The sequence below is a fragment of the Sphingomonas sp. Leaf4 genome (assembly GCF_920939515.1).
Classification (GTDB): domain Bacteria; phylum Pseudomonadota; class Alphaproteobacteria; order Sphingomonadales; family Sphingomonadaceae; genus Sphingomonas.
Genome location: NZ_CAKLBB010000020.1, coordinates 1 through 20,279, shown reverse-complemented (window position 1 = coordinate 20,279; position 20,279 = coordinate 1). Strand labels below are relative to the sequence as shown.

The window sequence follows — 20,279 nt, the reverse complement described above, 5'->3', positions numbered from 1 at the left end:
ATACCATGTGGCAGCTTCTGCAATTCCCGCTTTGTCCCTTCTCGCGGAAGGTCCGCCTGCTGCTGGCCGAAAAGAGCATCGGCTATCAGCCGGTGCGCGAATCGCCCTGGGCGCGGCGCGACGAGTTCCTTCACCTCAACCCCGCCGGGCAGACGCCGGTGATGATCGACGAGGCGCTGGGCATCCGGTTGATCGATTCGATGGCGATCTGCGAATTCATCGAGGAGACCGGCGACCGGCCGGCGATGCTGAACGGCAGTGCCGCCGACCGCGCCGAGCAGCGGCGGCTGGTGACGTGGTTCGACACGCAATTCTATCGCGAGATCACCGGTCCGTTGCTGATGGAGCGGATGGAGAAGCGCATCGTCCACCGCCAGTCGCCCGACACGAAAGCACTGCGCGAGGCGATGAAGGCGGCGGTCGAGCATCTCGACTATATCGATTACCTGCTCGACCATCGCCAATGGCTGGGCGGTTCGACGATGAGTCTGGCCGATCTGGCGGCGGCGGCGCAGATTTCGATCGCCGATTATCTGGGCGGCATCGACTTCAAGACCCACGACCTTGCCAAGCGCTGGTACATCGGCATGAAGAGCCGCCCGAGCTTCCGGCCGCTGCTCGCCGAGCGGATGGAGGGCGTGCCGCCGCCGGCGGATTACGAGAAACTGGATGTGTAGGCGCGCCGGGCAAGGTCCAGCGTAGCTGGACCGAGCCGAATCAGGCGCGCCCGGCCGGCGGCGCGAAAAGCGCCGTCCGACGACACGGGCTTTGCCCGTGGCGGGGCTTGCGGTCCCGGTCAGGCACCGCACTGTCAGCGTGTATCGATCCCGGCCTTCGCCGGAAGGACGGCGGTGGGTGGAGCAACCCGCTGGACCGGGAGTCGGTCCGGTAATTCCCCCCAAAGTTGACAAAGTTTACACTTGCGGTGCGTTTCATGCCGGTGCGGACGAGTAAGAATGGGTTCACGCGGAGGCGCGGAGGCGCGGAGGGGGTGTGGACGCCGTTGGCGCATGTTTCCCCATCCCATGGTTGACGGGGCTGCTGGCCCAGCCGGTTTTCGCCGGCGGATCGGCCAAAGTTGACAAAGTTTACACTAACGGCGGGTGTGTTCGCTATAAGGGCGCGGCCATCACGGACTGACCCACCCCCGCCCCCTTGTCGGGGAGGGGAGGGCCGTGGTGCTGATTCAATTGTCGAAGAGCGGTGCTGACTTTGACAGGCGACCGCCCTGTAGGACAGCGGTCTGCCACTCGGATTAGAACGAGTAGGACGTCATGATGAGTAGTCCGCTTTGCGACTGGCGACGGAAGCGGACCTGTGTTTCGCCTATCGGGGGCGCGCCATTCTCGACGAAACCTTCGCCCAGTATCTGGGTGTCGACGTCGTAAAGTACACCTATGCCGATGTTGAAGCTGGCTGACTTTTCTTCGCGGCGGCGGAAACCGAGCATCACCCCGGCACCGATCGCATCGATGATGTTGTCGCTGCCGGGTTGGACTGCCATGAAAGGACCGATACCGAACGTCTTTCGACGGCTGGTACAATCCTCATATTGGTCGGGATACCCAGTGTAACCGGCGCAGTTCGCGCCGGTATAGTTGCTGAATAGAGCGGATTTCGGCGTGAAGAAATAATGTGACTCGAGAATGAGCCGCGCGCGGATATTTTCGGTATGCGTCACGCGGACGATGCCGTTCACGATCTCGGCTTCCTTGACCCGGTCGTTGTTGCCCAGATCATAGGAAAAGGCGACTCCGATCCCGAAGTCGATCCCGCCGAACCGCTGCCGCCCGGTTTCGTTACCGGCAAGGCCCTGCTGGGACGTAGGTGAGACTTTCGTTTCCACCTTGTCAGGCGTCGCAGTGACGGTGGTCGTCACGCCGTTCGCCGCTGCGGCATAGGCTTCGGCGGGAGGTGTCGCCGCCGCAGGCGCGGCAATGGCCGGTCTGCCCGGGTTGGCGGCCAACGCGGCAGCCGGCGTCGGTACCGGAGCCAAGATAGGCCTATCCTGCTGCTGTAGCTTTACCAATGCTTCTCGAGCCTTAGCCGCCTCCGCCTCTGCTACCATGCGTCGATGCTCGGCGGCCTCGAGAATGCGAGCCGTTGCCAGCACTTGCTGGGCGCGTGCGAGATTCGCTTCTGCTTCGGCGACAGATGGCAGGGCAGGCGTATCCTGCGCCTGTACCGCCGTTGGCAATATCAGTAAGAATGCTGCGGATGCCGGCAGGTACATGGTCGATGCTTCCCGTTCTCGTGATCGAACTCGGGAAAACGCCCACGCAATGGTGCTACATATCCAGCGCAGACTCAACGACGTTTCTTATCCGAAACGGATTTAATGTCGAATATATCGCATAGGTAAAGTCTACCGCCCCAGCGCCTTCTGCCGACGGCGCTGGACCGACGATCCCAGCCCCAGCGACTCGCGATATTTCGCGACCGTCCGCCTAGCGATGTCGAAGCCCTTGGCCTGCAACAGTTCGACCAAAGTGTCGTCGGAGAGGATTTTCTTCGCATCCTCCTGCGCGATCAGGGTGCGGATCGCGTCCTTGACCGCGAGGGCCGATACCGCCTCGCCGCCGTCGGCCGACTGGATCGCCGAGGTGAAGAAATATTTCAGCTCGAACAGCCCGCGCGGGCAGGAGAGATATTTGTTCGAAGTGACGCGGCTGACGGTCGATTCGTGCATCTCGATCGCCTCCGCCACTTTTGCCAGCGTCAGCGGGCGGAGATGGGCGACGCCGTGGCGGAAGAACGCCTCCTGCTGTTTCACGATCTCGGTCGCGACCTTCAGGATCGTGCGCTGGCGCTGATCGAGCGCTTTCACCAGCCAGTTGGCGCTGGCGAGGCAGTCGGACAGCCATGCCTTCGACGCCTTGGTCCCGCCGGTCGACAGTTCGGCGTAATAGCCGCGGTTGACGAGGACGCGCGGGAGCGTGGCACCGTTGATCTCGACCGCCCAGCCGGCCGCGCGCGGGGCGACGAACAGGTCGGGGACGACCGATTGCGTGCGCTCGCCGCCGAAGCGGCAGCCGGGCTTGGGATCATAGCCGCGCAGTTCGCGGATCATGTCCGCCAGGTCTTCGTCGTCGACGTCGCAGATCCGTCGCAGTTGCGGCAGCGCGCCGCGCGCGACGAGGTCGAGATTGTCGATCAGCCGCGCCATGCACGGATCGTAGCGATCGGCCTCCTTCGCCTGGATCGTCAGGCATTCGGCGAGACTGCGCGCGCCGACGCCGCTGGGATCGAAGGTCTGGACGATGCCGAGCACCGCTTCCACGCGGGCGAGCGGGACGCCCAGCCGCGTCGCGATGTCGAGCAGCGAGGCGGAGAGATAGCCGCACTCGTCGATCTGATCGATGATCGCGCTGGCGATGAACAGGTCGCTGCCGGCGACGCTGGTCCCGGCCTGTTGCAGCAGATAGTCGATCAGCGAAATGTCGTCGCCGGCCAGCGCGTCGAGATCGGGCGCGTCGTCGAACCCGCCGCTGCCGGTCGCGGCCAGCCCGAGGCCGCCGTCGAGGCTGCCGACGCCGTCGGACGGGCCGTCGTGGTGGAAGGTGTCGCCCGGATCGACGTCGAGCGATTCGCTGCCGCTCCCGCCCATCAGCAGTTCGTCCGATCCGGCCGGTTCGCCGGAGGGGGCGATCTCGACCGGTTCGGCCGGGCCGCCGTCGTCGTCGCCACCGCCGGAATCGAGCAGCGGGTTCTTCTCGATCTCCTCGGCGATGAATCCCTCGACCTCGAGATTCGACAGCGCGAGCAGGCGGATCGCCTGTTGCAACTGCGGCGTCATCACCAGCGATTGCGACTGGCGCAGGTCGAGGCGCGGGGCGAGGCTCACTTACAATTCAAAGCCTTCGCCAAGGTAGAGGCGGCGGACGTTGGCGTCGGCGACCAGTTCGGCGGGCGATCCGGCGAAGAGCACGCGCCCGTCATAGATGATGTAGGCGCGGTCGACGATTTCGAGCGTCTCGCGGACATTGTGGTCGGTGATGAGCACGCCGATGCCGCGCGACTTGAGCTGGATGACGAGGTCGCGGATGTCGGCGATCGAGATCGGGTCGATCCCGGCGAAGGGTTCGTCGAGCAGGATGATCGTCGGGTTGGCGGCCAGCGCGCGGGCGATTTCGGCGCGGCGGCGCTCGCCGCCCGACAGCGCCATGGCGGCGGCGGTGCGCAGGCGGGTGAGGCCGAATTCCTCGAGCAACTGTTCGAGCCGGGCGGCGCGCCGCGCCTTGTCCGGCTCGGCGAGTTCGAGCACGGCGAGGATGTTCTTTTCGACCGACAATCCGCGAAAGATCGACGTTTCCTGCGGCAGATAGCCCAGCCCGAGGATCGCGCGGCGATACATCGGCAGCGCGGTGATGTCCTCGCCGTCGAGGAGGATGCGGCCGGCGTCGGGCTTCACCAGCCCCATGGCGGAATAGAAGCTGGTCGTCTTGCCCGCGCCATTGGGGCCGAGCAGGCCGACGACCTCGCCGCGCCCGACCGACATCGACACGTCGGACAGCACGACCCGCTTGTCATAGGATTTGGCGATCGACACGACCGACAGGCCATGGTCGCTCGGCGGTTCGGCGATCGGCGGCGTGTTGGCCGCCGGGCTGAGGAGGGTCGTGTCGGTCATCGGCGGCGTCCTGATCGCATGTCGGTGGTTAGCAGGTGCTTACCACCGGTGATTTGGCAGGATTGTTGCATCACGGGCACGCGAAAGGAAAGATCGCACCGCCGCGACGTGCCCGGAAACCGCGATCAGTTGCGCTTGGGCACCGAGAATCGTCCGGTCACGCGCCCGCCGCCCTGGGTAACGGTGCCGCCCGGCGTCGCGGGACTGCCGACGCCCGATCCGTCGATCGTCGCGCGGCCGGTGTCGAGGTTGATCGACAGTCGCCCGCCGGTCAGCGTGTTGGCCCCCTGCGTCAGCCGCACGCCGCCGATCATCGTCACGATGCGCGTGCCCACGTCATAGACGGCGAAGCGCGACCGTGCGGTCTGATCGGGACGGGTGACGACGACGTTGCCGGTCGCGTCCATCCGCGATGCCTGCGGCGAGGCGCCGGCCGTCACCTGACCGGTATAGGCGACGGTGACGCGGTCGGCGGTCATCGTCATCGTCGACTGGCGGATGGTGACGCCGCCGGTCAGCACCGCGCGATTCGCCTTGTCCTGCAATTCGATGGCGTTGGCCGAGAAATCGATCGGCGCGTTCGAGTCGTGGCGCGCCTGCGCGAGCACGGGGCCGGCCAGCGCCAGCAGCGCGGCGGTGACGACGAAGCTCGGAAGCGCGGTGCGAATCATCGCGGCTATTTCGTGCGTGCCGGGTCGATACGCAAGCGCGCATTGCCGGTGAGGCGCACGGTGCGCGACTCGAGATCGGCGTCGAGCCGGTCGCCGCTGAAAACGCCCATCGACGTCGTGCCGGTGACGGCACTGCCGCTCTGCAATTTCCGGGTCTTGAGATCGACCGTCGCGTTGGTGGTGTCGAGCGAATAGCCGTCGGCGGCGCGGAAGCGGATCGGCCCCAGCACGTCGACCTGTTCGGAGGCCATGTCATAGCGGCCGCGCGGCGCGGTGAGGCGCGCCGGCCCGTCGGGCAGGCGGATCGCGGCGGCCAGTTCCTGCAACTGCACGACCGGTTCGGCCGAGCTTTTCTGCACTGCCGAGCGGGCGTCGATGACGAACGGCTGCCCCTTGGCATCCTGTCCGCGATATTCGGCGGCGCGCAGCCGCATGCGTTCCTGCGCGATGTCGACCTTGTTCTTGTCGAGCACGAAGCTGGTATCGCCGCGCATGAACAGCGGGGCCATGACGAGGAAGGCGGCAAGCACCCCGATCGCGATCGGGAGCGCCACCAGCAGGAAGGCGATGCGCCGGTCGTGGGCGCTGCCCGGCGCGGCGCGGCGTTGCCGCCGGCTCCGCTCCAGGCGGGCGACCTCAGACATGGGCGAAGATGTCCGTCTCCGGCCAGCCCGCCAGATCGAGCCGCGCGCGGTGCGGCAGGAAGTCGAAACACGCCTGCGCCAGCGCGGTACGCCCCTCGCGCGCTAGCCGCTTGCTCAGTTCCTCGCGCAGCGCGTGGAGGAAGCGCACGTCGGAGGCGGCATAGTCGCGCTGCGCGTCCGACAGCACCGGGCCGCCCCAGTCGGACGACTGTTGCTGCTTGGAAATATCCTGGCCGAGCAGTTCGCGCACCAGTTCCTTCAACCCGTGGCGGTCGGTGTAGGTGCGGACGAGTCGCGACGCGATCTTGGTGCAGAACACCGGGCCGGCGGTGACGCCCAGATAATGCTCGATCGCCGCCAGATCGAACCGGCCGAAATGATAGAGCTTCACCCGCGCCGGATCGGCGAGCACCGCCTTCAGGTTCGGCGCGGCATAATCGCTGCCGGGATTGAAGCGGACGAGATGCTGGTCCTGCCCGCCATCGGACAATTGGACGACGCAGAGCCGGTCGCGCGGGGTGATGAGGCCCATCGTCTCGGTATCGACGGCGATGTCGGTGCCGGGCGCGAACACGCCTTCGGGCAGGTCTTCTTCATGGAAATGGACGGTCATCGCCTGCGCCTAGCGGCTTCGCGGGTGCGGCTCAATGGCGCGATCGTCGATTCGTACCGGGCAGGTGCAAGCGATCGCACGGGAATTGCGCCCGGCGCGCCGTAGTTCTGTGCCGCTTTCGCCACAACTCGTCGTGGATCGGGGGTGCGAAACGATTGCGTCCGCGAAATTCGTTTGGGCGCACCGACTTTTCGGTTATGGCAGGGAAGTGGCACCCGGTCTGGTGGTGCCCGAACACCTGCGTTTTTCGCTCGGCGCTTGGGTTTAGGATGAATTTGGGCGAACCGGGAAGACGAACAGGGCAATGAGTTTCGATCGAGGACGGCGCGGCGAGCGCGGTGGGCGCGGCAGGGACAAGCGCGACGGTTTTGGTGACGAAGGCGGCAGCAGCAGCGGCAGCAGCTTCGGTGGCGGCGGCTTCGGCGGCGGCGATCGTGGTGGCTTCGGCGGCGGCGGGTTCGGCGGCGGCGGTGGCTTCGGCGGCAGCAGCAGCGGCGGGTTCGGCGGCGGCGGCAGCAGCTACGGTGATCGTGGCGGCGGTGGCGGCTTCGGCGGCGGCGGCGGTGGTTTCCGCGGCGGCGGCGGTGGCGGCTTCGGTGGTGGCGGCGGCGGCGGCGGTGGCCGCGGCATGCCCCCGCAGGTCGTCGGCGAGGCGACGGGCGTGGTCAAGTTCTTCAACGCGCAGAAGGGTTTCGGCTTCGTCGTGCGTGATGACGGCGGCGAAGACGTGTTCGTCCACATCTCGGCGGTCGAACAGGCGGGCCTCAGCGCGCTGGCCGAAGGTCAGCCGATGGGCTTCACGCTCGTCGATCGTGGCGGCCGCATCTCGGCGACCGACCTGAAGATCGATGGCGAGCCGATGGCTGCCACCGGTGGTGGTGGCGCGCCGCGCGAACCGCGTGAACCCCGCGCCGGCGGCAGTGCCGGTGGCATGGGTGGCCCGCAGCGTCAGCTCACCGGCGAGCGCGCGACCGGGACGGTCAAGTTCTTTAATGCGATGAAGGGCTTCGGCTTCATTCAGCGCGACGACGGACAGCCCGATGCGTTCGTGCACATCTCGGCCGTCGAGCGCGCGGGTCTCCCGACGCTCAACGAAGGCGACAAGCTCGAATTCGAGCTCGAAGTCGATCGTCGCGGCAAGCACGCAGCGGTGAACCTCAACAAGCTTTGAGGGTCTCGCGATCGCGAAGACAAGGGGCCGGTCACTCGAAAGGGTGGCCGGCCTTTTTCTTGTTCGTGAGACGGGAGGCAATGTCCGATGGATCAGGCGACCCCGAACCTGCCGTCGCGCGATTTCGCGGCGACCGCCGGTTTCTATGCGGCGCTGGGCTTTGCGGAGGAATGGCGCGATGGCGGCTGGATGATCCTGCGCCGGGGCGACCTGCTGCTGGAGTTTTTCCCGTACCCCGACCTCGATCCGGCGACGAGCAGCTTCGGCAGTTGCCTGCGGCTCGACGATCTCGACGGGTTGTACCGCATGGCATTGGCGGCGGGCATCCCGGAGGCGACCATCGGCTTTCCCCGGCTGCACCCGCCGACGATGCAGCACGGTTTGCGCATCGGCGCGCTGCTCGATCCCGACGGGTCGTTGCTCCGGCTAATCCAGAACCCTTGAGCGGTCGTCGGATCAGAGCGGTTGGCCGCTATTCGCGGGAAAAGGCCGCGCGGTGGACGACCAGTCCGGCGCAGGCACCGGCGGCGCAATAATCGAGGAAGTCGAGGAGCGCGTCGCGGTCGATCCCGCCGACTGCGTCTTCGCGGGACAGGCTTGTCGCAAGCATCAACGCGCCGACGACCGCCCCGGTCAGCACGCCGAACCCCAGCGCATCCCGCCTGCGCCGCCGCCCGGCGCGCGCGGCGAGGTGCCACAGCGGCATGCCTATGGCGAGGCAGAGCGGGATCGCGACGAACGATCCGACGACGATGCACAGGGCAAAGAAGCCGAACGGCGGCAGGGTGAAGCCAAGGCCGCCCTGCCAGTTGGCGAGCGCGGGGCGCAGTTGCCACAGAAACACGTCGACCATGACACCGACGACGGCGGCGAGCGACAACGCGCATGCGCGATGGCCGGGCGTGAGGTCGGAATGGTCGATCATGGCGTCTGGCTTTCGATGGCGGGTAAGGAAAGGCGTGAGCCGGTAGCGCGACGGGTCCATGCTGTGTCCGTCACCGGTCGACGCCGGATGCGACGAAGTGTGCGACCAGGCCGCCAGCCGCACCCGCAATGCAGAATCCTGCGACTTCCCACAGTCCGGCGTAGCCGGCGCGGACAAGCTGTTGTGGGCCGGCCAGCAGCACAAAGCCGATACTGACGATCGCGCCGGCAAGCGTGCCCAATTGTATGGCCTTGTGCCGGCTGCGCCATCCGGCGCGCTCGGCGAAATACCAGAGCGGCATGCCGATGACGAGGCAGACCGGCACCGCGATTAAGGACCCGAAGGCGATGTAGAACGCCCAGAAAGCCGGAGGCAGCGCATCCGCTATCCCGTTCTGGCCCGTGCTGATGATCACGGCGCGCGCATAGTCGAACGCAAGGTTGACGATGACGCCGACCACGGCGGCAAGCGAAAGTGCGGTGAGCTTGCGCTCAAGCGACAAGAATCGATCGGGTTGTTCGGTCATCAGGCGGCTCCGGTTCGAGCGATTCGTCAAGGCAACGGTTGCGCCACGAAACATCAGCCGGGTGGATAGGCGGCGCGGTGGGCGATGGACCCGGCGCAGCGGCCGGCAAGGCAATAGCCGAGAAAATCGAGTGGCTCGTCATACCATGCGCCATCGTTCACGCCGAAGACGGCCATCGCCAGCCCGATGATCGCGCCGACGATCAGCCCGAAGCGAAGCGCGTCGCGGCGACTCTGCCGGCCCGATCCCACGGCCAGATGCCATAATGGCAGGCCGATCATCAGGCAGAAGGGGATGGCGATGAGCGACCCGACGATGATGGTCAGCGGCAGGAAGTCGAACATCCTCCACCAGCTAAATGCAAGTCGACCTCCGGTGGCGAGAATCCCGCGCACCAGCCACAGCGCGATGACGATCACGACTCCGGCAACGGTGGCGACGATCAGCGAGCCGATACGCAGGCAGACGGAAGGCGCTGCGACACTATTCACGCGATCCCTCCCGCCCGCAGCTCGACCGGCCCCACCCGCCGCACCCCTGCGCGTGGCGGCAGGTGCGCCGGTTCGTTGAGGTCGTGCACCAGCCCCACGCGGCGCAGCGCCAGCAGCAGCCACCAGCCCGGATCATGCTGGCCGGGTTCGATCCCCAGCCGGGCCGAGTCGGGAAAGGCGTGGTGGTTGCCGTGCCACGCCTCGCCGAAGGTGAGGAGCGCGGCGGCGGGCAGGTCGTGGCCCTGCACCGCGACGCCGTCGACCGCCCAGCCCTGCGGGCCGTGGCGGTGGGTGATGTGGCCGACCAGCCAGTGGCCGGTGACGCTCACCGCGACTCGCACCGGCACCCCCCACACGACCCACGGCCAGCCGCCGATCGCGAGGAAGACCAGCGCCCATGGCAGTTGCTGCGCCATCCAGCTCGCCTCCAGCCAGCGCAGGAAGCGATCGTCGCGCAGATAGGCTTCGGGGACGAAGCGCGGCGGATGCGCGAGGTCGAGCCGGCAGTGCATCTGCCACCACGCATCGCGCAACGGGCGGGCGCGGTGGGCGTGGAGCGGATGGCAGTCGCTCTGCCGCTGCGCCCAGTCGCGCGTGTCGTGGAGCCGCACCATGCCGAGCGGCCCGGCCATGCCGACGAGCGTGCCGAGATAGACCAGCAGCCGTTCGAGCCAGCGAGGTGCCACGAAGCTGCGGTGGATCAGTAGCCGGTGCAGCCCGACCGAATGGCCCGCGCACAAGGTCACGCCGCTGGTGACGAGGAACAGCGCCACGCTGCCCCAGGTCGTGTGGAACGGCGCGGCGGCGAGCGTCGCCAGCGTCATGCCCCCGATCCACAGCGAGCGGACCGGTGCCCAGCGCACCCGGCCGTCGGTTGCCGAGGTGTCGGGGTCCGCCTTCATCCGTGCTGTTGACATCGCCATAAGGCGTCCTTTCGGTAATTAGGTATATACCTAAATAGCGAAGCATGTTTGTCAAGCGCGGTGCGAACGCCTAGATCATGCGCCATGCAACGTGTGTTCGAAGCCCTGGCGTCGGTGCCGCGACGCAAGATCCTCGCCTATCTCGCCCATGCCGAGATGAGCGCGGGCGAGATCGCTGCGCGGTTCGAGATGTCCAAGCCGTCGATCTCGCAGCATCTGTCGGTGCTGGAGGCGGCGGGGCTGGTGCGCAGCGAGAAGCGCGGGCAGTTCGTGTTCTATGCGCTGGTGCCCGACAATCTCACCAACACGCTGAACGGCTTCGTGCAGGAAGTCTGTCCGGTCGGCCGTCCGCTCAAGCGCGAGAGCGCGGCGGCGCGCGCGGCGCGGGAACCCGACACCCCCTGAGGCGCGTTGCAGCGCTTCGGCTACAGGGAATTACGCGATGGGCATGTTGCAGGACGGACGCTGGACCAACGAAACGCCGGTCGCGCCGACCGACGACAAGGGCCGGTTCCAGCGCGCCGACAGCGGCTTTCGCGACCGGCTGAGCGCCGACGGGTCCAGCCGATATGCGGCGGAGGCGGATTGCTATCACCTCTATGTCAGCCTCGCCTGTCCATGGGCGCATCGCACATTGGTGGTGCGTGCGCTCAAAGGGCTGGAGGAACTGCTGCCGGTGACGGTGGTCGGGCCGATCATGGGCGAGTGCGGTTGGAGCTTCGCCGGGCGGTTCGGCGGGAGCGGCGATCCGGTGGAGGGAGTGGAACACCTTCACCAGCTCTATGCGATCGCCGATTCCGGCATGACCGGCAAGGTTACGGTGCCGGTGTTGTGGGACAGGCGCGAGCGGCGGATCGTCAACAACGAATCGGCCGAGATCATCCGCATGCTGAACACCGCGTTCGATGACCTGGGGGCGGTGCCGGGCGATTATTATCCGCCCGAGCTGCGCGACGAGATCGATGCGGTGAACGACCGGGTCTATCACAGCGTCAACAACGGCGTGTACCGCGCGGGTTTCGCCCAATCGCAGGAAGCGTATGATGAGGCGGTCCATGGCCTGTTCGACTCGCTCGACTGGCTGGAGGAACGGCTGACCGGCGACTGGCTGGTCGGCGACCGGCTGACCGAGGCCGACATCCGCCTGTTCACTACGCTGGTGCGGTTCGATCCCGTGTATCACGGGCATTTCAAGTGCAACATCCGCCGGTTGATCGACTATCCCCGGCTGCGGGCGCTGACGGAGCGGATCGCGGCGTTGCCCGGAGTCGCCGCGACAATCGACCTCGACCAGATCAAGCAGCATTATTATCGTAGCCATCCCGGCATCAATCCCAGCGGCATCGTGCCGGCCGGGCCGGCGGTGCCGTTCTGAACGGTTCAGTGAGCGGCAAGCGAGGAGCGACCAAGCCATGGCGATGACGAGTTTCCTGCGCTGGCTGGCGCCCGCCCTCCTGATCGCGACCGGGTCAAGCGCGCAGACCCCGCCGCCGGCCGTCACCGCGCCGGTCGCGGTCGAGGGGATCGCCGCGCGGATCGTCGCGCGCTATCCGCATGATCGCACCGCGTTCACCCAGGGGCTGGTTTGGCACGACGGGCAGTTGTTCGAGAGTACCGGCCAGCCCGGCGTCTCCGACGTGCGGCGGGTGCGGCTGGCTGATGGCAAGGTGCTGGCGCGCGCGAAGCTGCCGGGGCGGCAGTTCGGCGAGGGGCTGGCCTTGCAGGGCGATACGCTGGTCAGCCTGACGTGGCAGGACGGGATCGCGCATCGCTGGGACGCGAAGACGCTCAAGCTGCGCGGCAATGCGCGCTATCCGGGCGAGGGCTGGGGGCTGGCGAGCGACGGCCGATCGCTGATCCTGTCGGACGGGACGCCCGAGCTGCGCTTCATGGACCCCACGACCTTTGCCGAGCAGCGCCGCGTGACGGTGACGGCGAACGGGCGGCCGGTGCATAATCTCAACGAGCTGGAGATGATCGACGGCAAGCTGTGGGGCAATATCTGGCACCGCGACTATATCGTGCGGATCGATCCCGCGACCGGGGTGGTCGATGCGCTGGTCGATCTGGCGCCGCTCCGTGCCGAACTGGGGCCGCTCGACCCCGAAGCGGTGCTGAACGGCATTGCGTGGGATGCGGCGGGCAAACGGCTGTTCGTAACGGGTAAATGGTGGCCGACGCTGTTCGAGATCGTGCTGGAGCCGGTGGGGGCCGGTTGATCGTGATCGTCACCCCGGACTTGTTCCGGGGTCCACCGATCCGCACATGTCACGGCAAGAGGCTCGAACGGCATCGTCCGCCGAGCCGTGGACCCCGGAACAAGTCCGGGGTGACGGGGCGTTTGGTCAACTCACCAGCTTGAGCAGCGTCGCGATCTGGTCCGCCTCGGCGGCGGGTTTGTCGCGGCGGATGCGGCTGATGCGGGGGAAGCGCATCGCGACTCCCGATTTGTGGCGTTTGGAGGCGTGGATCGAATCGAACGCTACCTCGAACACCAGCGACTTCTCCACCTCGCGGACGGGGCCGAAGCGGGCGGTGGTGTGCTGGCGCACGAAGCGGTCGAGGTCCTTCAGCTCGGCATCGGTGAACCCCGAATAGGCCTTGCCGACGGGCAGCAGCTCGCCGCCGTCGGCCGGATTGGCGGTCCAGCAGCCGAAAGTATAGTCGCTGTAGAACGACGATCGCTTGCCGCTGCCACGCTGCGCGTACATCAGCACGCAATCGGCGACGAGCGGATCGCGCTTCCATTTATACCACAGCCCGACGCGCCGCCCCGACACGTAGGGCGAGGTGCGCCGTTTGAGCATGACCCCCTCGATCGCCGCATCGCGTGCGCCGGCGCGCAGGGTGGTGAGCGCGGCGAAATCGGCGGCGTCGATCAGGCGGGAGAGATCGAAGGTGACGGGATCGAGCCGGGGAACGAAAGCTTCGAGCCGCGCTCGCCGCCGTTCCCACGATAGCTCGCGCAGGTCTTCACCGCCGTCGAACAATATGTCATAGAGGCGGACGAAGGCGGGATAGTCGGCGAGCATCGCCTTCGACACGATTTTGCGCCCCAGCCGCTGTTGCAGCGCGTTGAAGCTGGCCGCCCCGCTGTCCTCGGCATGGAGCGCCGCGCCCTGTCCGTCACCGCGCACCAGCAACTCGCCATCGAGGACGCCCGGCGTGCGGAAGGCGGCGGCGACTTCGGGAAAGGCGGCGGTGATGTCGTCGCCCGCGCGGCTGTAGAGCCGCGTCTCGCCGCCGACATGGACCAGTTGCACGCGAATGCCGTCCCATTTCCATTCGGCGGCATAGTCGGCGAGGTCGACGACCAGATCGTCGAGCGGATGCGCCAGCATGAACGGGCGGAACACCGGCAGGTCGGCGGCATGCGGCTGTTCGCGGCGCCCCTCGGCCCAATCGAACAGTTCGGTGTACGGTGGGGCGATGCCGTGCCACACTTCCTCGACCGCATCGACGTCGAGGCCGAACGCCTGCGCCAGCGCGGTCTTGGCGAGACGGGCGGACACGCCGACGCGCAGGCCCCCGGTGGCGAGTTTCAGCAGCGCATAGCGTTCGTCCGAATCGAGCCGGTCGAGCATCCCGTCGAGTGCCGCCGGCGCCTGCGCACGGGGCAGGGTGGCGAGACGGGTGACGACGCTGTCGAGACTGAGCGAGTCGCCGGGGGTCGCGGTGCCCGCAGGCGGATCGGGCCACAGCAGCGCGACCGTCTCGGCGGTGTCGCCGACGAAATCACGGCTGAGCGCGAACAGCACCGGGTCGACCCGTTCGACGATCAGCGCGCGGATCGCGGCGGATTTGACGGCGGGCAGATCGAGGTCGCCGGTCAATGCGGCGATCGCCCAGCCCCGGTCGGGGTCGGGCGTCGCGCGCAGATAGGTGCCGATCACCGCCAGCTTGGCGTTGCGCGACCGGGTATAGACCAGTCGGTCGAGAAGGTCGGCGAAGGCGCGCATGGGCGGCGCGAGCTGCGGGGCGGGGGTAATGCCGCCCGCCCCGCCGGTCGATCAGCCCTTGCGCGCGGCTTCGAACAGGAACCAGGCGCGTTCCTCGGCCTGGTCGATCCAGTCGTCGGCAAGGCTGCTGGTGGCGGTGTCGCCGGCGTCTTCGGCGGCTTCGCGCGCTTCGCGGAAGCGCTCGACCAGCTTGAGATTGTCGTCGCGCAGCTCGGCGAGCATGTCGTCGGGCTTCACGAAGTCCTTGTCATTGTCCTTGATCGCGCTGCGCCGCGCGATGTCGCCGATCGAGCGCAACGTGGTGTTGCCGGTCTTGCGCACCCGCTCGGCGATCACGTCGGTGACGGCGAGAATCTGCGACGCCTGATCGTCGAGCATCAGGTGATAGTCGCGGAAATGCGGGCCGGAGACGTGCCAGTGGAAGTTCTTGGTCTTGAGATACAAAGTGAAACAGTCCGACAGCGCGGCGTTGAGGCCGTCGGCGACCGTCACGGTCTTGTTGTTGGGCAGATCGGTCGGCGTGTCGAGCGCAGGATTGGTCACGGGGCGTTCTCCATGATGGGGTCGCGTGGGCAACGATCGCGGTGGCGAATCTTTCCCGTGGAGGCGTGGCGGAAATTCCGGATGCGGTGATCGACGCGCTGGATCAGACCGGATCAGAGCAGCCGTAGCGCGGAAAGGCCGATCACCGCGCCGGTTATCAGTAACAGCCCGCCCGCGCCGACGCCGATCGCGCGGTGCGGCAGCCGCTGCCAGTCGCGCTCGCCGAGGATCGCCGCTGCGACGATCGGGATCGTGGCGGCCAGCGTGCTGCCGATCGCCGCCAGCCATGGTTCGGGCGTCCGCGCAGTCAGCGCAAAGACGAGGAACTGGCTGCGATCGCCCAGCGTCAGGATGAACAGCCCGAGCAGCGACGTGAGGCTGCCGGGAAGCTTCCACCCCTCCAGCCGGTCGAACCGCCCGCCGCGCCACATCGCCGCCGCCCCGGCCGACAGCAGCGCCAGCGCGAGCAACAGCGCGCGGGCGTTTGGGGCGAGCATCGGCGCGACCAGTACGCCGCCGACGACGGCCAGCGCGAATCCCCCGGCCAGCGCCAGCACCGCGCCGGGCCACACCGCGCGCGCGCCGAACCGGTCGGCGAGCACCGCCGCTAGCGCCGCCGGCTTGTCGGTCCAGCCGGCGAGCAACACCGCGACGAACGCGGGAACGAGCGGGTCCAACCCCGAATCAGTCGGCCATGCGGACGGCGCAGGCGGCGGCGAAGCTCTGCGCAGTCGCCGGATCGCTCCGGCCGCAGCGCACCGCCTCGCGCGCCAGCGCGGTCCATTCGGCGATCGAGCGCCGCTCGCCCCGCGCCAGTGCGGCGTCGACCACCGCCAGCACCGACAGCGCGGGCAGGTTGTCGCGTGCATGGGCGATCGCCCGAATCGCGTCCAGTTCGCTATGGCCGCCGCGCGCGAACGCATGTTCCGCGTCGATATGGGCGCTTTCGATTCGCATCACCGTCTCTCCCGAAGCTGTTGTTTTACAACCTAAGGATGATTGGTTACGGGGGCGTGAAGGTGCTTGGTCTTGACTTCGCCGACCGGTTGGACCATGCGCTCCGGTCATGCAGCGGTCCGCGCATGGCGGGCCGCTTTTCGTTGTCAATTTTGGGGCGTCAGGCCCAAGGGGTTTTTGGGTCATGGCAAAGCCGACCACCGTCAAGATCAAGCTCGTCAGCTCGGCCGACACCGGCTTCTTCTATGTCACCAAGAAGAACCCGCGCAACCAGACCGAGAAGCTGACCTTCCGCAAGTACGACCCGGTCGTGCGCAAGCATGTCGACTTCAAGGAAGCGAAGATCAAGTAAGCGCCTGTGCCCCCGGTGACGGGGGTGCCGCTTTGGCCAAGGCCCGCCGGTCGCCATGGGTGCGACCGGCGGGCCTTGTCGTTTTGAGGCCGACCGGGCGAACCGGATCGAACCCCGTGTCCGATCCATCGCGTCTAGCCGTCGCCCCCGCGAAGGCTGGGGCCTCAAGCGGCTCCTGTCGCCTCTCCGCCACCGGGAGATCCCAGCCTTCGCCGGGATGATGCTTGTTTGAAGGTGGATGGATCAATCCCTAGCGCTCCACATCGCGCCCCGGATCACGCGGGGCATTGAACGAATCGACCGCCGCGTCGTGGCCCGATCCGTTGCTCAGGAACACCAGCCCCATGAGCGCGGTGCCGAGCAGCACCGACAGCCCGACCCCAGCGATCGTCGCGAGCGCGATCACCCAGTTCATGCCGCCGATCCACCACCAGATGCCAGCCAGCGCGGCGAGCGCCGCGATCAGCGACAGCAGCGCCATCCATGCCAGCATCCGCCGGAACCGCCCCCATGCGAAGGCGGCATAGGCGGGATCGTCCAGATCCTGTTCCATGGCTTTCCAATGCGCGCGAACCGTGAAAGTCTCAACACGGGAACCCGCTCGCGCGTCGGAACGCGACGAAGCGGGGCACAGGAGAGGGAATACGCCGATGACGATCGCACGAATCATCCACGACCGCGCCGTGGTGGCGGTCGACGCCGACATGGCCGTGACCGAGGTCATCGCCCTGCTGGCAAGCCACCGGATCGGCGCGGTGCCGGTGTTGCGGGACGGGCAGGTCGCCGGTATCTTTTCGGAACGCGACGTGATCCGGTCGCTGGCGGAAGGGGGCACGGGGGCGCTCGACACGGTGGTCGGACAGCGGATGACGACACCGGTCGTCACCGTGACCCGCGACCAGTCGGTGCTCGGCGCGCTGGCGCTGATGACCGACCGCCGCATCCGCCACCTGCCGGTGGTGGAGGGCGAGACGCTGGTCGGCTTCGTTTCGATCGGCGACCTCGTCAAGCACCGCATCGACGGGATCGAGGCCGAGGCGTCGGCGATGCGCGACTATATCCAGCAGGGGTAGCGGGATGGGGCCAGCGCCAGCCTGATCTGGCCACCCCGTTGACGCCGCCTTAATCGTCGGCCGATAGGACCCGGCCATGGCCTCGCTCGGCGAACATCTCAACTGGCACTGGAAACAGTGGCGACACCGCCGGCTGGCGCGCGGCATCCTGACGACGCCGCCGGCGATCGTGCGCGACGACGGGGTCGTGATCTTCTCGATGATCGGCAGCGCGGTGCTGCTGCCCTATCTCGTCGCGGTCAAATCGCTGCTCCATCATCTGGGGCGCGGGCGGGTGGTGATCCTCGACGACGGAACGCTGACGCCCGCCGACAAGGGGGTGCTGGCGGCGCATCTGGGCAACCCCCGGATCGTCGCGATCGACGATGTCGCGACCGATCCCTGTCCGCGCCGCGACGTGTGGGAACGGTTGCTGACGATCCTCGACCTGCGCGCGCGCGACTATGTGATCCAGCTCGATTCGGACACGGTGACGCTAGGGCCGGTGGCGGAGGTCGCGGCGGCGATCGATGCCGGGCGCAGCTTTACCTTGCTCGGCGAGGGCGACGCGCGGTTGATGCCGGTGGCGGCGTTCGTCGCGACGAGGCGCCCGGTCGATCCGCGCTCGCCTGCGACCCATGTCCAGGATGCGTCGGAAACGGTGCTCGACCGGATCGACGTGCCGGGGCGCGAATCGCTGCGCTATGTGCGCGGCTGCGCCGGCTTCGCCGGGTTCGCGCCGAGCGACGACGGCCGGGGGCTGGCCGAATCGCTGTCGCTGGAAATGGACCGGATCATCGGCGTGTCGCAGTGGCGGCGCTGGGGCAGCGAGCAGGTCGCGGCGAATTTCGTGGTGGCCAATGATCCCGATCCGGTGCTGCTGCCTTATGCGCGCTATTTCAATTTCTGGAACGAGCGTGTGCCGGGCGGCGCGGCGTTCGCGCATTTCATCGGCACCTACCGCTTCCACGGCACCGCCTATCTCCGCGCGACCCGCGACGCGATCCGCCAGTTGCACGGCGGGTGCTGATGTCTGATTCAGCGATGCTGGATCAGCGCAGTGCCGGCCCGCTCCCCCTCCCGACCACCCACAGCGTATCCTGAATGGGTGGTCGGGAGGGGGAGCGGGCCGGCACCGCATCTGCTGCGCGCGCGGATCAACCCCGCCGCCGGATCATCGCGATCGCATCGGTCAGCGCCGGCCGGGCGAACAGCAGCAGCATCCCGGCATAGACCCCACCGCCGACGACGACCGACAGTGCCAGCGTGCCGACCGGCGACTGTGGCGCGACGATCGCCTGCGCCAGCACCACCGCACCGGCCATCGCCAGCCCGGCGGCGAACGCCGGCCGCACCGCGCCAAGGAACGTCCCCAGCGACAGCCCGATCACCGGCAGTGCCCGGTAGAGCACGATCCCCAGCACAAGCGGATGCGCGACGATCCACGCCGCCGCGAGCCCCTCGATCCCGAAGCGCACGCCGACCAGAAACGCGACCGGCAACAGCACCGCGCCGATCGCCGTCGTCCGCGCGGTGATCCCCGGCCGGCCCATCGCGTCGACCGCTGGCGGGAACAGCGTCTGGAGCGCCATGAACGGCATCGCGATGCCGAGCAGCACGACGAGCGGCGCGGCCTCGCGCCACTGGTCGCCCAGCGCCAGCGTCACCACCGGCTGCGCGCTTACCGCCAGTCCGAGGAAGAACGGCACCGCGACCAGCATCACCAGCCGCACCGACCGCACGAACCCGCTCGCCACCGCAGCCTGGTCATGCTGCATCCGCGCATAGGCGGAGAAGGCGACCTCGTTGAGCGGCGGCACGACCTTGTTGGTGAAGATCTGCGTCAGGAACAGCGCGGTGGTATAGACGCCGACGCCGTGCGCATCGAACCAGCGCCCGGCGATCAGCACATCGGCCTGCGACTGGACGAAGCCCAGCATGCTCGCGCCGGCGACGATGCCGCCATAGCGCGCCAGATGCCCCGCGCCGCGAAAGTCGAAGCTTGGCCACATCCATGCCCGCGCCGCGATCGTCAGCCCGACGGCGCGCGTCGCGAACAGCACGGCGGGCGCCAGCACCAATGTCCACACGCCCAGCCCGCCCAACGCCCCGCCGATCGCGGCCAATGCGCCGGCTACCGAGGACAGGAGGTTGACCCGTGCCTGAAGGTGGAACTCCATCCGCCGCGCGAGCAACGCATAGGCCAGCGAACTGAACGGCGTGGCAAGATAGAGCAAGGTCTGCACGCGCAGCAGCCGCGCCACCATCGGTTCGTGGTAATAGGCGGCGATCCACGGCGCGGCGGCGAACTGGAGCAGCGCCAGCGCGAGGTTCAGCAGCAACAGCATCCCGAACACTTGCCGCTGTTCGCGCCGCGAAACCTCGCCATGCTGGATCAGCGCATTCGCCAGGCCATGGCCGTTCAGCATGTTGAGCAGCAGCAGCACGACCCCGGTCATCGCCGCCAGTCCGTAATCGGCCGGGGTCAGCATGCGGATGACGACGAAGGTCGATCCCCACGCGATCAACTGCCCGACAATCTGGCTTCCCGAGCGCCACAGCACCGCGTTGCGCACCTGATCGGCCCATGCGGTGCGGGATTCGGCCGGGGGGATGGTTGATTCGGGCGTGGGTGTCATCGCCGCACCCTAGCGCAAGCGCGGTTGCCGGGGCGTAAACCCCTATGATTCCGCAAAACTGCAACGGAGTGGCCATAAAAGTGAAAAGAGTTGTTGACGGTTTGGCGGGGTGGGCTTAGAGGGCTGTTCACCGGACGGGGCGACACACTGAGTTGCTTCGGAAGGGTAGAGAAAAGCAGGCGA

Annotated in this window: 25 protein-coding genes; 9 read left to right on the top strand and 16 right to left on the bottom strand. The window is 67.5% G+C overall.

From position 1 onward, the window contains the following. The first annotated feature begins 5 nt into the window (after positions 1–5). Positions 6–677 carry a glutathione S-transferase family protein gene (locus tag LRA89_RS19565; RefSeq protein WP_055761691.1) on the top strand — a complete coding sequence of 224 codons (672 nt, stop codon included), beginning with the start codon at positions 6–8 and terminating at the stop codon, positions 675–677. A gap of 578 nt (positions 678–1,255) precedes the next feature. On the opposite strand, the gene LRA89_RS19560 is transcribed toward LRA89_RS19565, so the two are convergent. The 6 genes from LRA89_RS19560 to LRA89_RS19535 form a co-directional block, all read right to left on the bottom strand. Then, complete coding sequence (locus LRA89_RS19560; RefSeq protein WP_230772659.1) at positions 1,256–2,233, bottom strand: hypothetical protein; 978 nt, start codon at positions 2,231–2,233, stop codon at positions 1,256–1,258. Between the two features lie 132 nt (positions 2,234–2,365). Then, positions 2,366–3,844 (bottom strand): RNA polymerase factor sigma-54, encoded by a 1,479-nt coding sequence (gene rpoN, locus LRA89_RS19555; RefSeq protein WP_230772656.1) that lies wholly within the window; start codon positions 3,842–3,844, stop codon positions 2,366–2,368. Further along, complete coding sequence (gene lptB / locus LRA89_RS19550) at positions 3,845–4,630, bottom strand: LPS export ABC transporter ATP-binding protein (RefSeq protein ID WP_055761683.1); 786 nt, start codon at positions 4,628–4,630, stop codon at positions 3,845–3,847. Positions 4,631–4,755: 125 nt separating this feature from the next. Next, a complete protein-coding gene (locus LRA89_RS19545) occupies positions 4,756–5,301 on the bottom strand; it encodes an LptA/OstA family protein (RefSeq protein ID WP_230772653.1) in 546 nt (181 codons plus the stop codon). Between the two features lie 5 nt (positions 5,302–5,306). Next, complete coding sequence (lptC, locus tag LRA89_RS19540) at positions 5,307–5,945, bottom strand: LPS export ABC transporter periplasmic protein LptC (RefSeq protein ID WP_055761678.1); 639 nt, start codon at positions 5,943–5,945, stop codon at positions 5,307–5,309. Then, on the bottom strand, positions 5,938–6,558 hold the full coding sequence (locus tag LRA89_RS19535) for a ribonuclease D (protein ID WP_230772650.1): 621 nt from the start codon (positions 6,556–6,558) through the stop codon (positions 5,938–5,940). Before LRA89_RS19535 ends, lptC begins: the two co-directional genes overlap by 8 nt. Before the next feature lie 304 nt (positions 6,559–6,862). On the opposite strand from LRA89_RS19535, the gene LRA89_RS20585 reads away from it, so the two are divergent. Continuing rightward, positions 6,863–7,729: a cold-shock protein gene (locus LRA89_RS20585; RefSeq protein ID WP_329958530.1), complete on the top strand. Its 867-nt coding sequence runs from the start codon at positions 6,863–6,865 to the stop codon at positions 7,727–7,729. Between the two features lie 87 nt (positions 7,730–7,816). Further along, positions 7,817–8,173, top strand: a complete 357-nt coding sequence (locus LRA89_RS19520; RefSeq protein ID WP_056491693.1) for a bleomycin resistance protein — start codon at positions 7,817–7,819, stop codon at positions 8,171–8,173. A gap of 28 nt (positions 8,174–8,201) precedes the next feature. Here LRA89_RS19520 and LRA89_RS19515 read toward each other — a convergent pair whose 3' ends face one another. The 4 genes from LRA89_RS19515 to LRA89_RS19500 all read right to left on the bottom strand — a co-directional run bounded on the left by LRA89_RS19515 (position 8,202) and on the right by LRA89_RS19500 (position 10,594). Beyond that, on the bottom strand, positions 8,202–8,654 hold the full coding sequence (locus LRA89_RS19515) for a hypothetical protein (RefSeq protein WP_056491690.1): 453 nt from the start codon (positions 8,652–8,654) through the stop codon (positions 8,202–8,204). Positions 8,655–8,724: 70 nt separating this feature from the next. After that, on the bottom strand, positions 8,725–9,180 hold the full coding sequence (locus LRA89_RS19510; protein ID WP_230772649.1) for a hypothetical protein: 456 nt from the start codon (positions 9,178–9,180) through the stop codon (positions 8,725–8,727). 53 nt (positions 9,181–9,233) lie between these two features. Beyond that, on the bottom strand, positions 9,234–9,671 hold the full coding sequence (locus LRA89_RS19505) for a hypothetical protein (protein ID WP_230772647.1): 438 nt from the start codon (positions 9,669–9,671) through the stop codon (positions 9,234–9,236). Next, complete coding sequence (locus tag LRA89_RS19500; RefSeq protein ID WP_230772645.1) at positions 9,668–10,594, bottom strand: acyl-CoA desaturase; 927 nt, start codon at positions 10,592–10,594, stop codon at positions 9,668–9,670. Before LRA89_RS19500 ends, LRA89_RS19505 begins: the two co-directional genes overlap by 4 nt. An 84-nt stretch (positions 10,595–10,678) precedes the next feature. Here LRA89_RS19500 and LRA89_RS19495 point away from each other — a divergent pair, with 84 nt between their 5' ends. The 3 genes from LRA89_RS19495 to LRA89_RS19485 are packed head-to-tail and all read left to right on the top strand — an operon-like array spanning position 10,679 to position 12,813. Next, on the top strand, positions 10,679–10,999 hold the full coding sequence (locus LRA89_RS19495) for a metalloregulator ArsR/SmtB family transcription factor (protein WP_056491675.1): 321 nt from the start codon (positions 10,679–10,681) through the stop codon (positions 10,997–10,999). A 37-nt stretch (positions 11,000–11,036) separates the two neighbouring features. Beyond that, positions 11,037–11,969 (top strand): glutathione S-transferase family protein, encoded by a 933-nt coding sequence (locus tag LRA89_RS19490; RefSeq protein WP_230772643.1) that lies wholly within the window; start codon positions 11,037–11,039, stop codon positions 11,967–11,969. 37 nt (positions 11,970–12,006) lie between these two features. Further along, a complete protein-coding gene (locus tag LRA89_RS19485) occupies positions 12,007–12,813 on the top strand; it encodes a glutaminyl-peptide cyclotransferase (RefSeq protein ID WP_230772642.1) in 807 nt (268 codons plus the stop codon). 126 nt (positions 12,814–12,939) lie between these two features. Here the strand turns inward: LRA89_RS19485 and LRA89_RS19480 are convergent, their stop codons facing one another. The 4 genes from LRA89_RS19480 to LRA89_RS19465 all read right to left on the bottom strand — a co-directional run bounded on the left by LRA89_RS19480 (position 12,940) and on the right by LRA89_RS19465 (position 16,053). Then, positions 12,940–14,553, bottom strand: coding sequence for a cisplatin damage response ATP-dependent DNA ligase (locus LRA89_RS19480; RefSeq protein ID WP_230772639.1), 1,614 nt, complete (start codon positions 14,551–14,553; stop codon positions 12,940–12,942). Between the two features lie 51 nt (positions 14,554–14,604). Continuing rightward, positions 14,605–15,096, bottom strand: coding sequence for a Dps family protein (locus LRA89_RS19475; RefSeq protein ID WP_055761643.1), 492 nt, complete (start codon positions 15,094–15,096; stop codon positions 14,605–14,607). 113 nt (positions 15,097–15,209) lie between these two features. Further along, complete coding sequence (locus LRA89_RS19470) at positions 15,210–15,773, bottom strand: TMEM165/GDT1 family protein (RefSeq protein ID WP_230772637.1); 564 nt, start codon at positions 15,771–15,773, stop codon at positions 15,210–15,212. Positions 15,774–15,780: 7 nt separating this feature from the next. Continuing rightward, positions 15,781–16,053, bottom strand: coding sequence for a hypothetical protein (locus LRA89_RS19465; RefSeq protein ID WP_056491663.1), 273 nt, complete (start codon positions 16,051–16,053; stop codon positions 15,781–15,783). Between the two features lie 184 nt (positions 16,054–16,237). Here LRA89_RS19465 and rpmG point away from each other — a divergent pair, with 184 nt between their 5' ends. After that, the gene (rpmG, locus tag LRA89_RS19460; RefSeq protein ID WP_055761635.1) at positions 16,238–16,405 is read left to right on the top strand and encodes a 50S ribosomal protein L33; all 168 of its coding nucleotides are present in this window, start codon (positions 16,238–16,240) and stop codon (positions 16,403–16,405) included. Positions 16,406–16,655: 250 nt separating this feature from the next. Here the strand turns inward: rpmG and LRA89_RS19455 are convergent, their stop codons facing one another. Further along, positions 16,656–16,958 (bottom strand): hypothetical protein, encoded by a 303-nt coding sequence (locus LRA89_RS19455; protein ID WP_056491660.1) that lies wholly within the window; start codon positions 16,956–16,958, stop codon positions 16,656–16,658. Between the two features lie 97 nt (positions 16,959–17,055). Between LRA89_RS19455 and LRA89_RS19450 the strand changes: the two genes are divergently transcribed. Together LRA89_RS19450 and LRA89_RS19445 are read left to right on the top strand one after the other, a co-directional pair. Next, positions 17,056–17,478 carry a CBS domain-containing protein gene (locus LRA89_RS19450; protein WP_230772636.1) on the top strand — a complete coding sequence of 141 codons (423 nt, stop codon included), beginning with the start codon at positions 17,056–17,058 and terminating at the stop codon, positions 17,476–17,478. A 76-nt stretch (positions 17,479–17,554) separates the two neighbouring features. Further along, on the top strand, positions 17,555–18,487 hold the full coding sequence (locus LRA89_RS19445) for a hypothetical protein (protein ID WP_230772635.1): 933 nt from the start codon (positions 17,555–17,557) through the stop codon (positions 18,485–18,487). 127 nt (positions 18,488–18,614) lie between these two features. Here LRA89_RS19445 and LRA89_RS19440 read toward each other — a convergent pair whose 3' ends face one another. Beyond that, positions 18,615–20,096, bottom strand: coding sequence for a lipopolysaccharide biosynthesis protein (locus LRA89_RS19440; RefSeq protein ID WP_230772634.1), 1,482 nt, complete (start codon positions 20,094–20,096; stop codon positions 18,615–18,617). Positions 20,097–20,279 lie beyond the last annotated feature (183 nt).

Coding starts and splice junctions, on each gene's coding strand:
- LRA89_RS19565 (WP_055761691.1), top strand. CDS start 6: ATGTGGCAGCTTCTGCAATTCCCGCTTTGTCCCTTCTCGCGGAAGGTC.
- LRA89_RS19560 (WP_230772659.1), bottom strand. CDS start 2,233: ATGTACCTGCCGGCATCCGCAGCATTCTTACTGATATTGCCAACGGCG.
- lptB (WP_055761683.1), bottom strand. CDS start 4,630: ATGACCGACACGACCCTCCTCAGCCCGGCGGCCAACACGCCGCCGATC.
- LRA89_RS19545 (WP_230772653.1), bottom strand. CDS start 5,301: ATGATTCGCACCGCGCTTCCGAGCTTCGTCGTCACCGCCGCGCTGCTG.
- lptC (WP_055761678.1), bottom strand. CDS start 5,945: ATGTCTGAGGTCGCCCGCCTGGAGCGGAGCCGGCGGCAACGCCGCGCC.
- LRA89_RS19535 (WP_230772650.1), bottom strand. CDS start 6,558: ATGACCGTCCATTTCCATGAAGAAGACCTGCCCGAAGGCGTGTTCGCG.
- LRA89_RS20585 (WP_329958530.1), top strand. CDS start 6,863: ATGAGTTTCGATCGAGGACGGCGCGGCGAGCGCGGTGGGCGCGGCAGG.
- LRA89_RS19520 (WP_056491693.1), top strand. CDS start 7,817: ATGGATCAGGCGACCCCGAACCTGCCGTCGCGCGATTTCGCGGCGACC.
- LRA89_RS19515 (WP_056491690.1), bottom strand. CDS start 8,654: ATGATCGACCATTCCGACCTCACGCCCGGCCATCGCGCATGCGCGTTG.
- LRA89_RS19510 (WP_230772649.1), bottom strand. CDS start 9,180: ATGACCGAACAACCCGATCGATTCTTGTCGCTTGAGCGCAAGCTCACC.
- LRA89_RS19500 (WP_230772645.1), bottom strand. CDS start 10,594: ATGGCGATGTCAACAGCACGGATGAAGGCGGACCCCGACACCTCGGCA.
- LRA89_RS19495 (WP_056491675.1), top strand. CDS start 10,679: ATGCAACGTGTGTTCGAAGCCCTGGCGTCGGTGCCGCGACGCAAGATC.
- LRA89_RS19490 (WP_230772643.1), top strand. CDS start 11,037: ATGGGCATGTTGCAGGACGGACGCTGGACCAACGAAACGCCGGTCGCG.
- LRA89_RS19485 (WP_230772642.1), top strand. CDS start 12,007: ATGGCGATGACGAGTTTCCTGCGCTGGCTGGCGCCCGCCCTCCTGATC.
- LRA89_RS19480 (WP_230772639.1), bottom strand. CDS start 14,553: ATGCGCGCCTTCGCCGACCTTCTCGACCGACTGGTCTATACCCGGTCG.
- LRA89_RS19465 (WP_056491663.1), bottom strand. CDS start 16,053: ATGCGAATCGAAAGCGCCCATATCGACGCGGAACATGCGTTCGCGCGC.
- rpmG (WP_055761635.1), top strand. CDS start 16,238: ATGGCAAAGCCGACCACCGTCAAGATCAAGCTCGTCAGCTCGGCCGAC.
- LRA89_RS19455 (WP_056491660.1), bottom strand. CDS start 16,958: ATGGAACAGGATCTGGACGATCCCGCCTATGCCGCCTTCGCATGGGGG.
- LRA89_RS19450 (WP_230772636.1), top strand. CDS start 17,056: ATGACGATCGCACGAATCATCCACGACCGCGCCGTGGTGGCGGTCGAC.
- LRA89_RS19445 (WP_230772635.1), top strand. CDS start 17,555: ATGGCCTCGCTCGGCGAACATCTCAACTGGCACTGGAAACAGTGGCGA.
- LRA89_RS19440 (WP_230772634.1), bottom strand. CDS start 20,096: ATGACACCCACGCCCGAATCAACCATCCCCCCGGCCGAATCCCGCACC.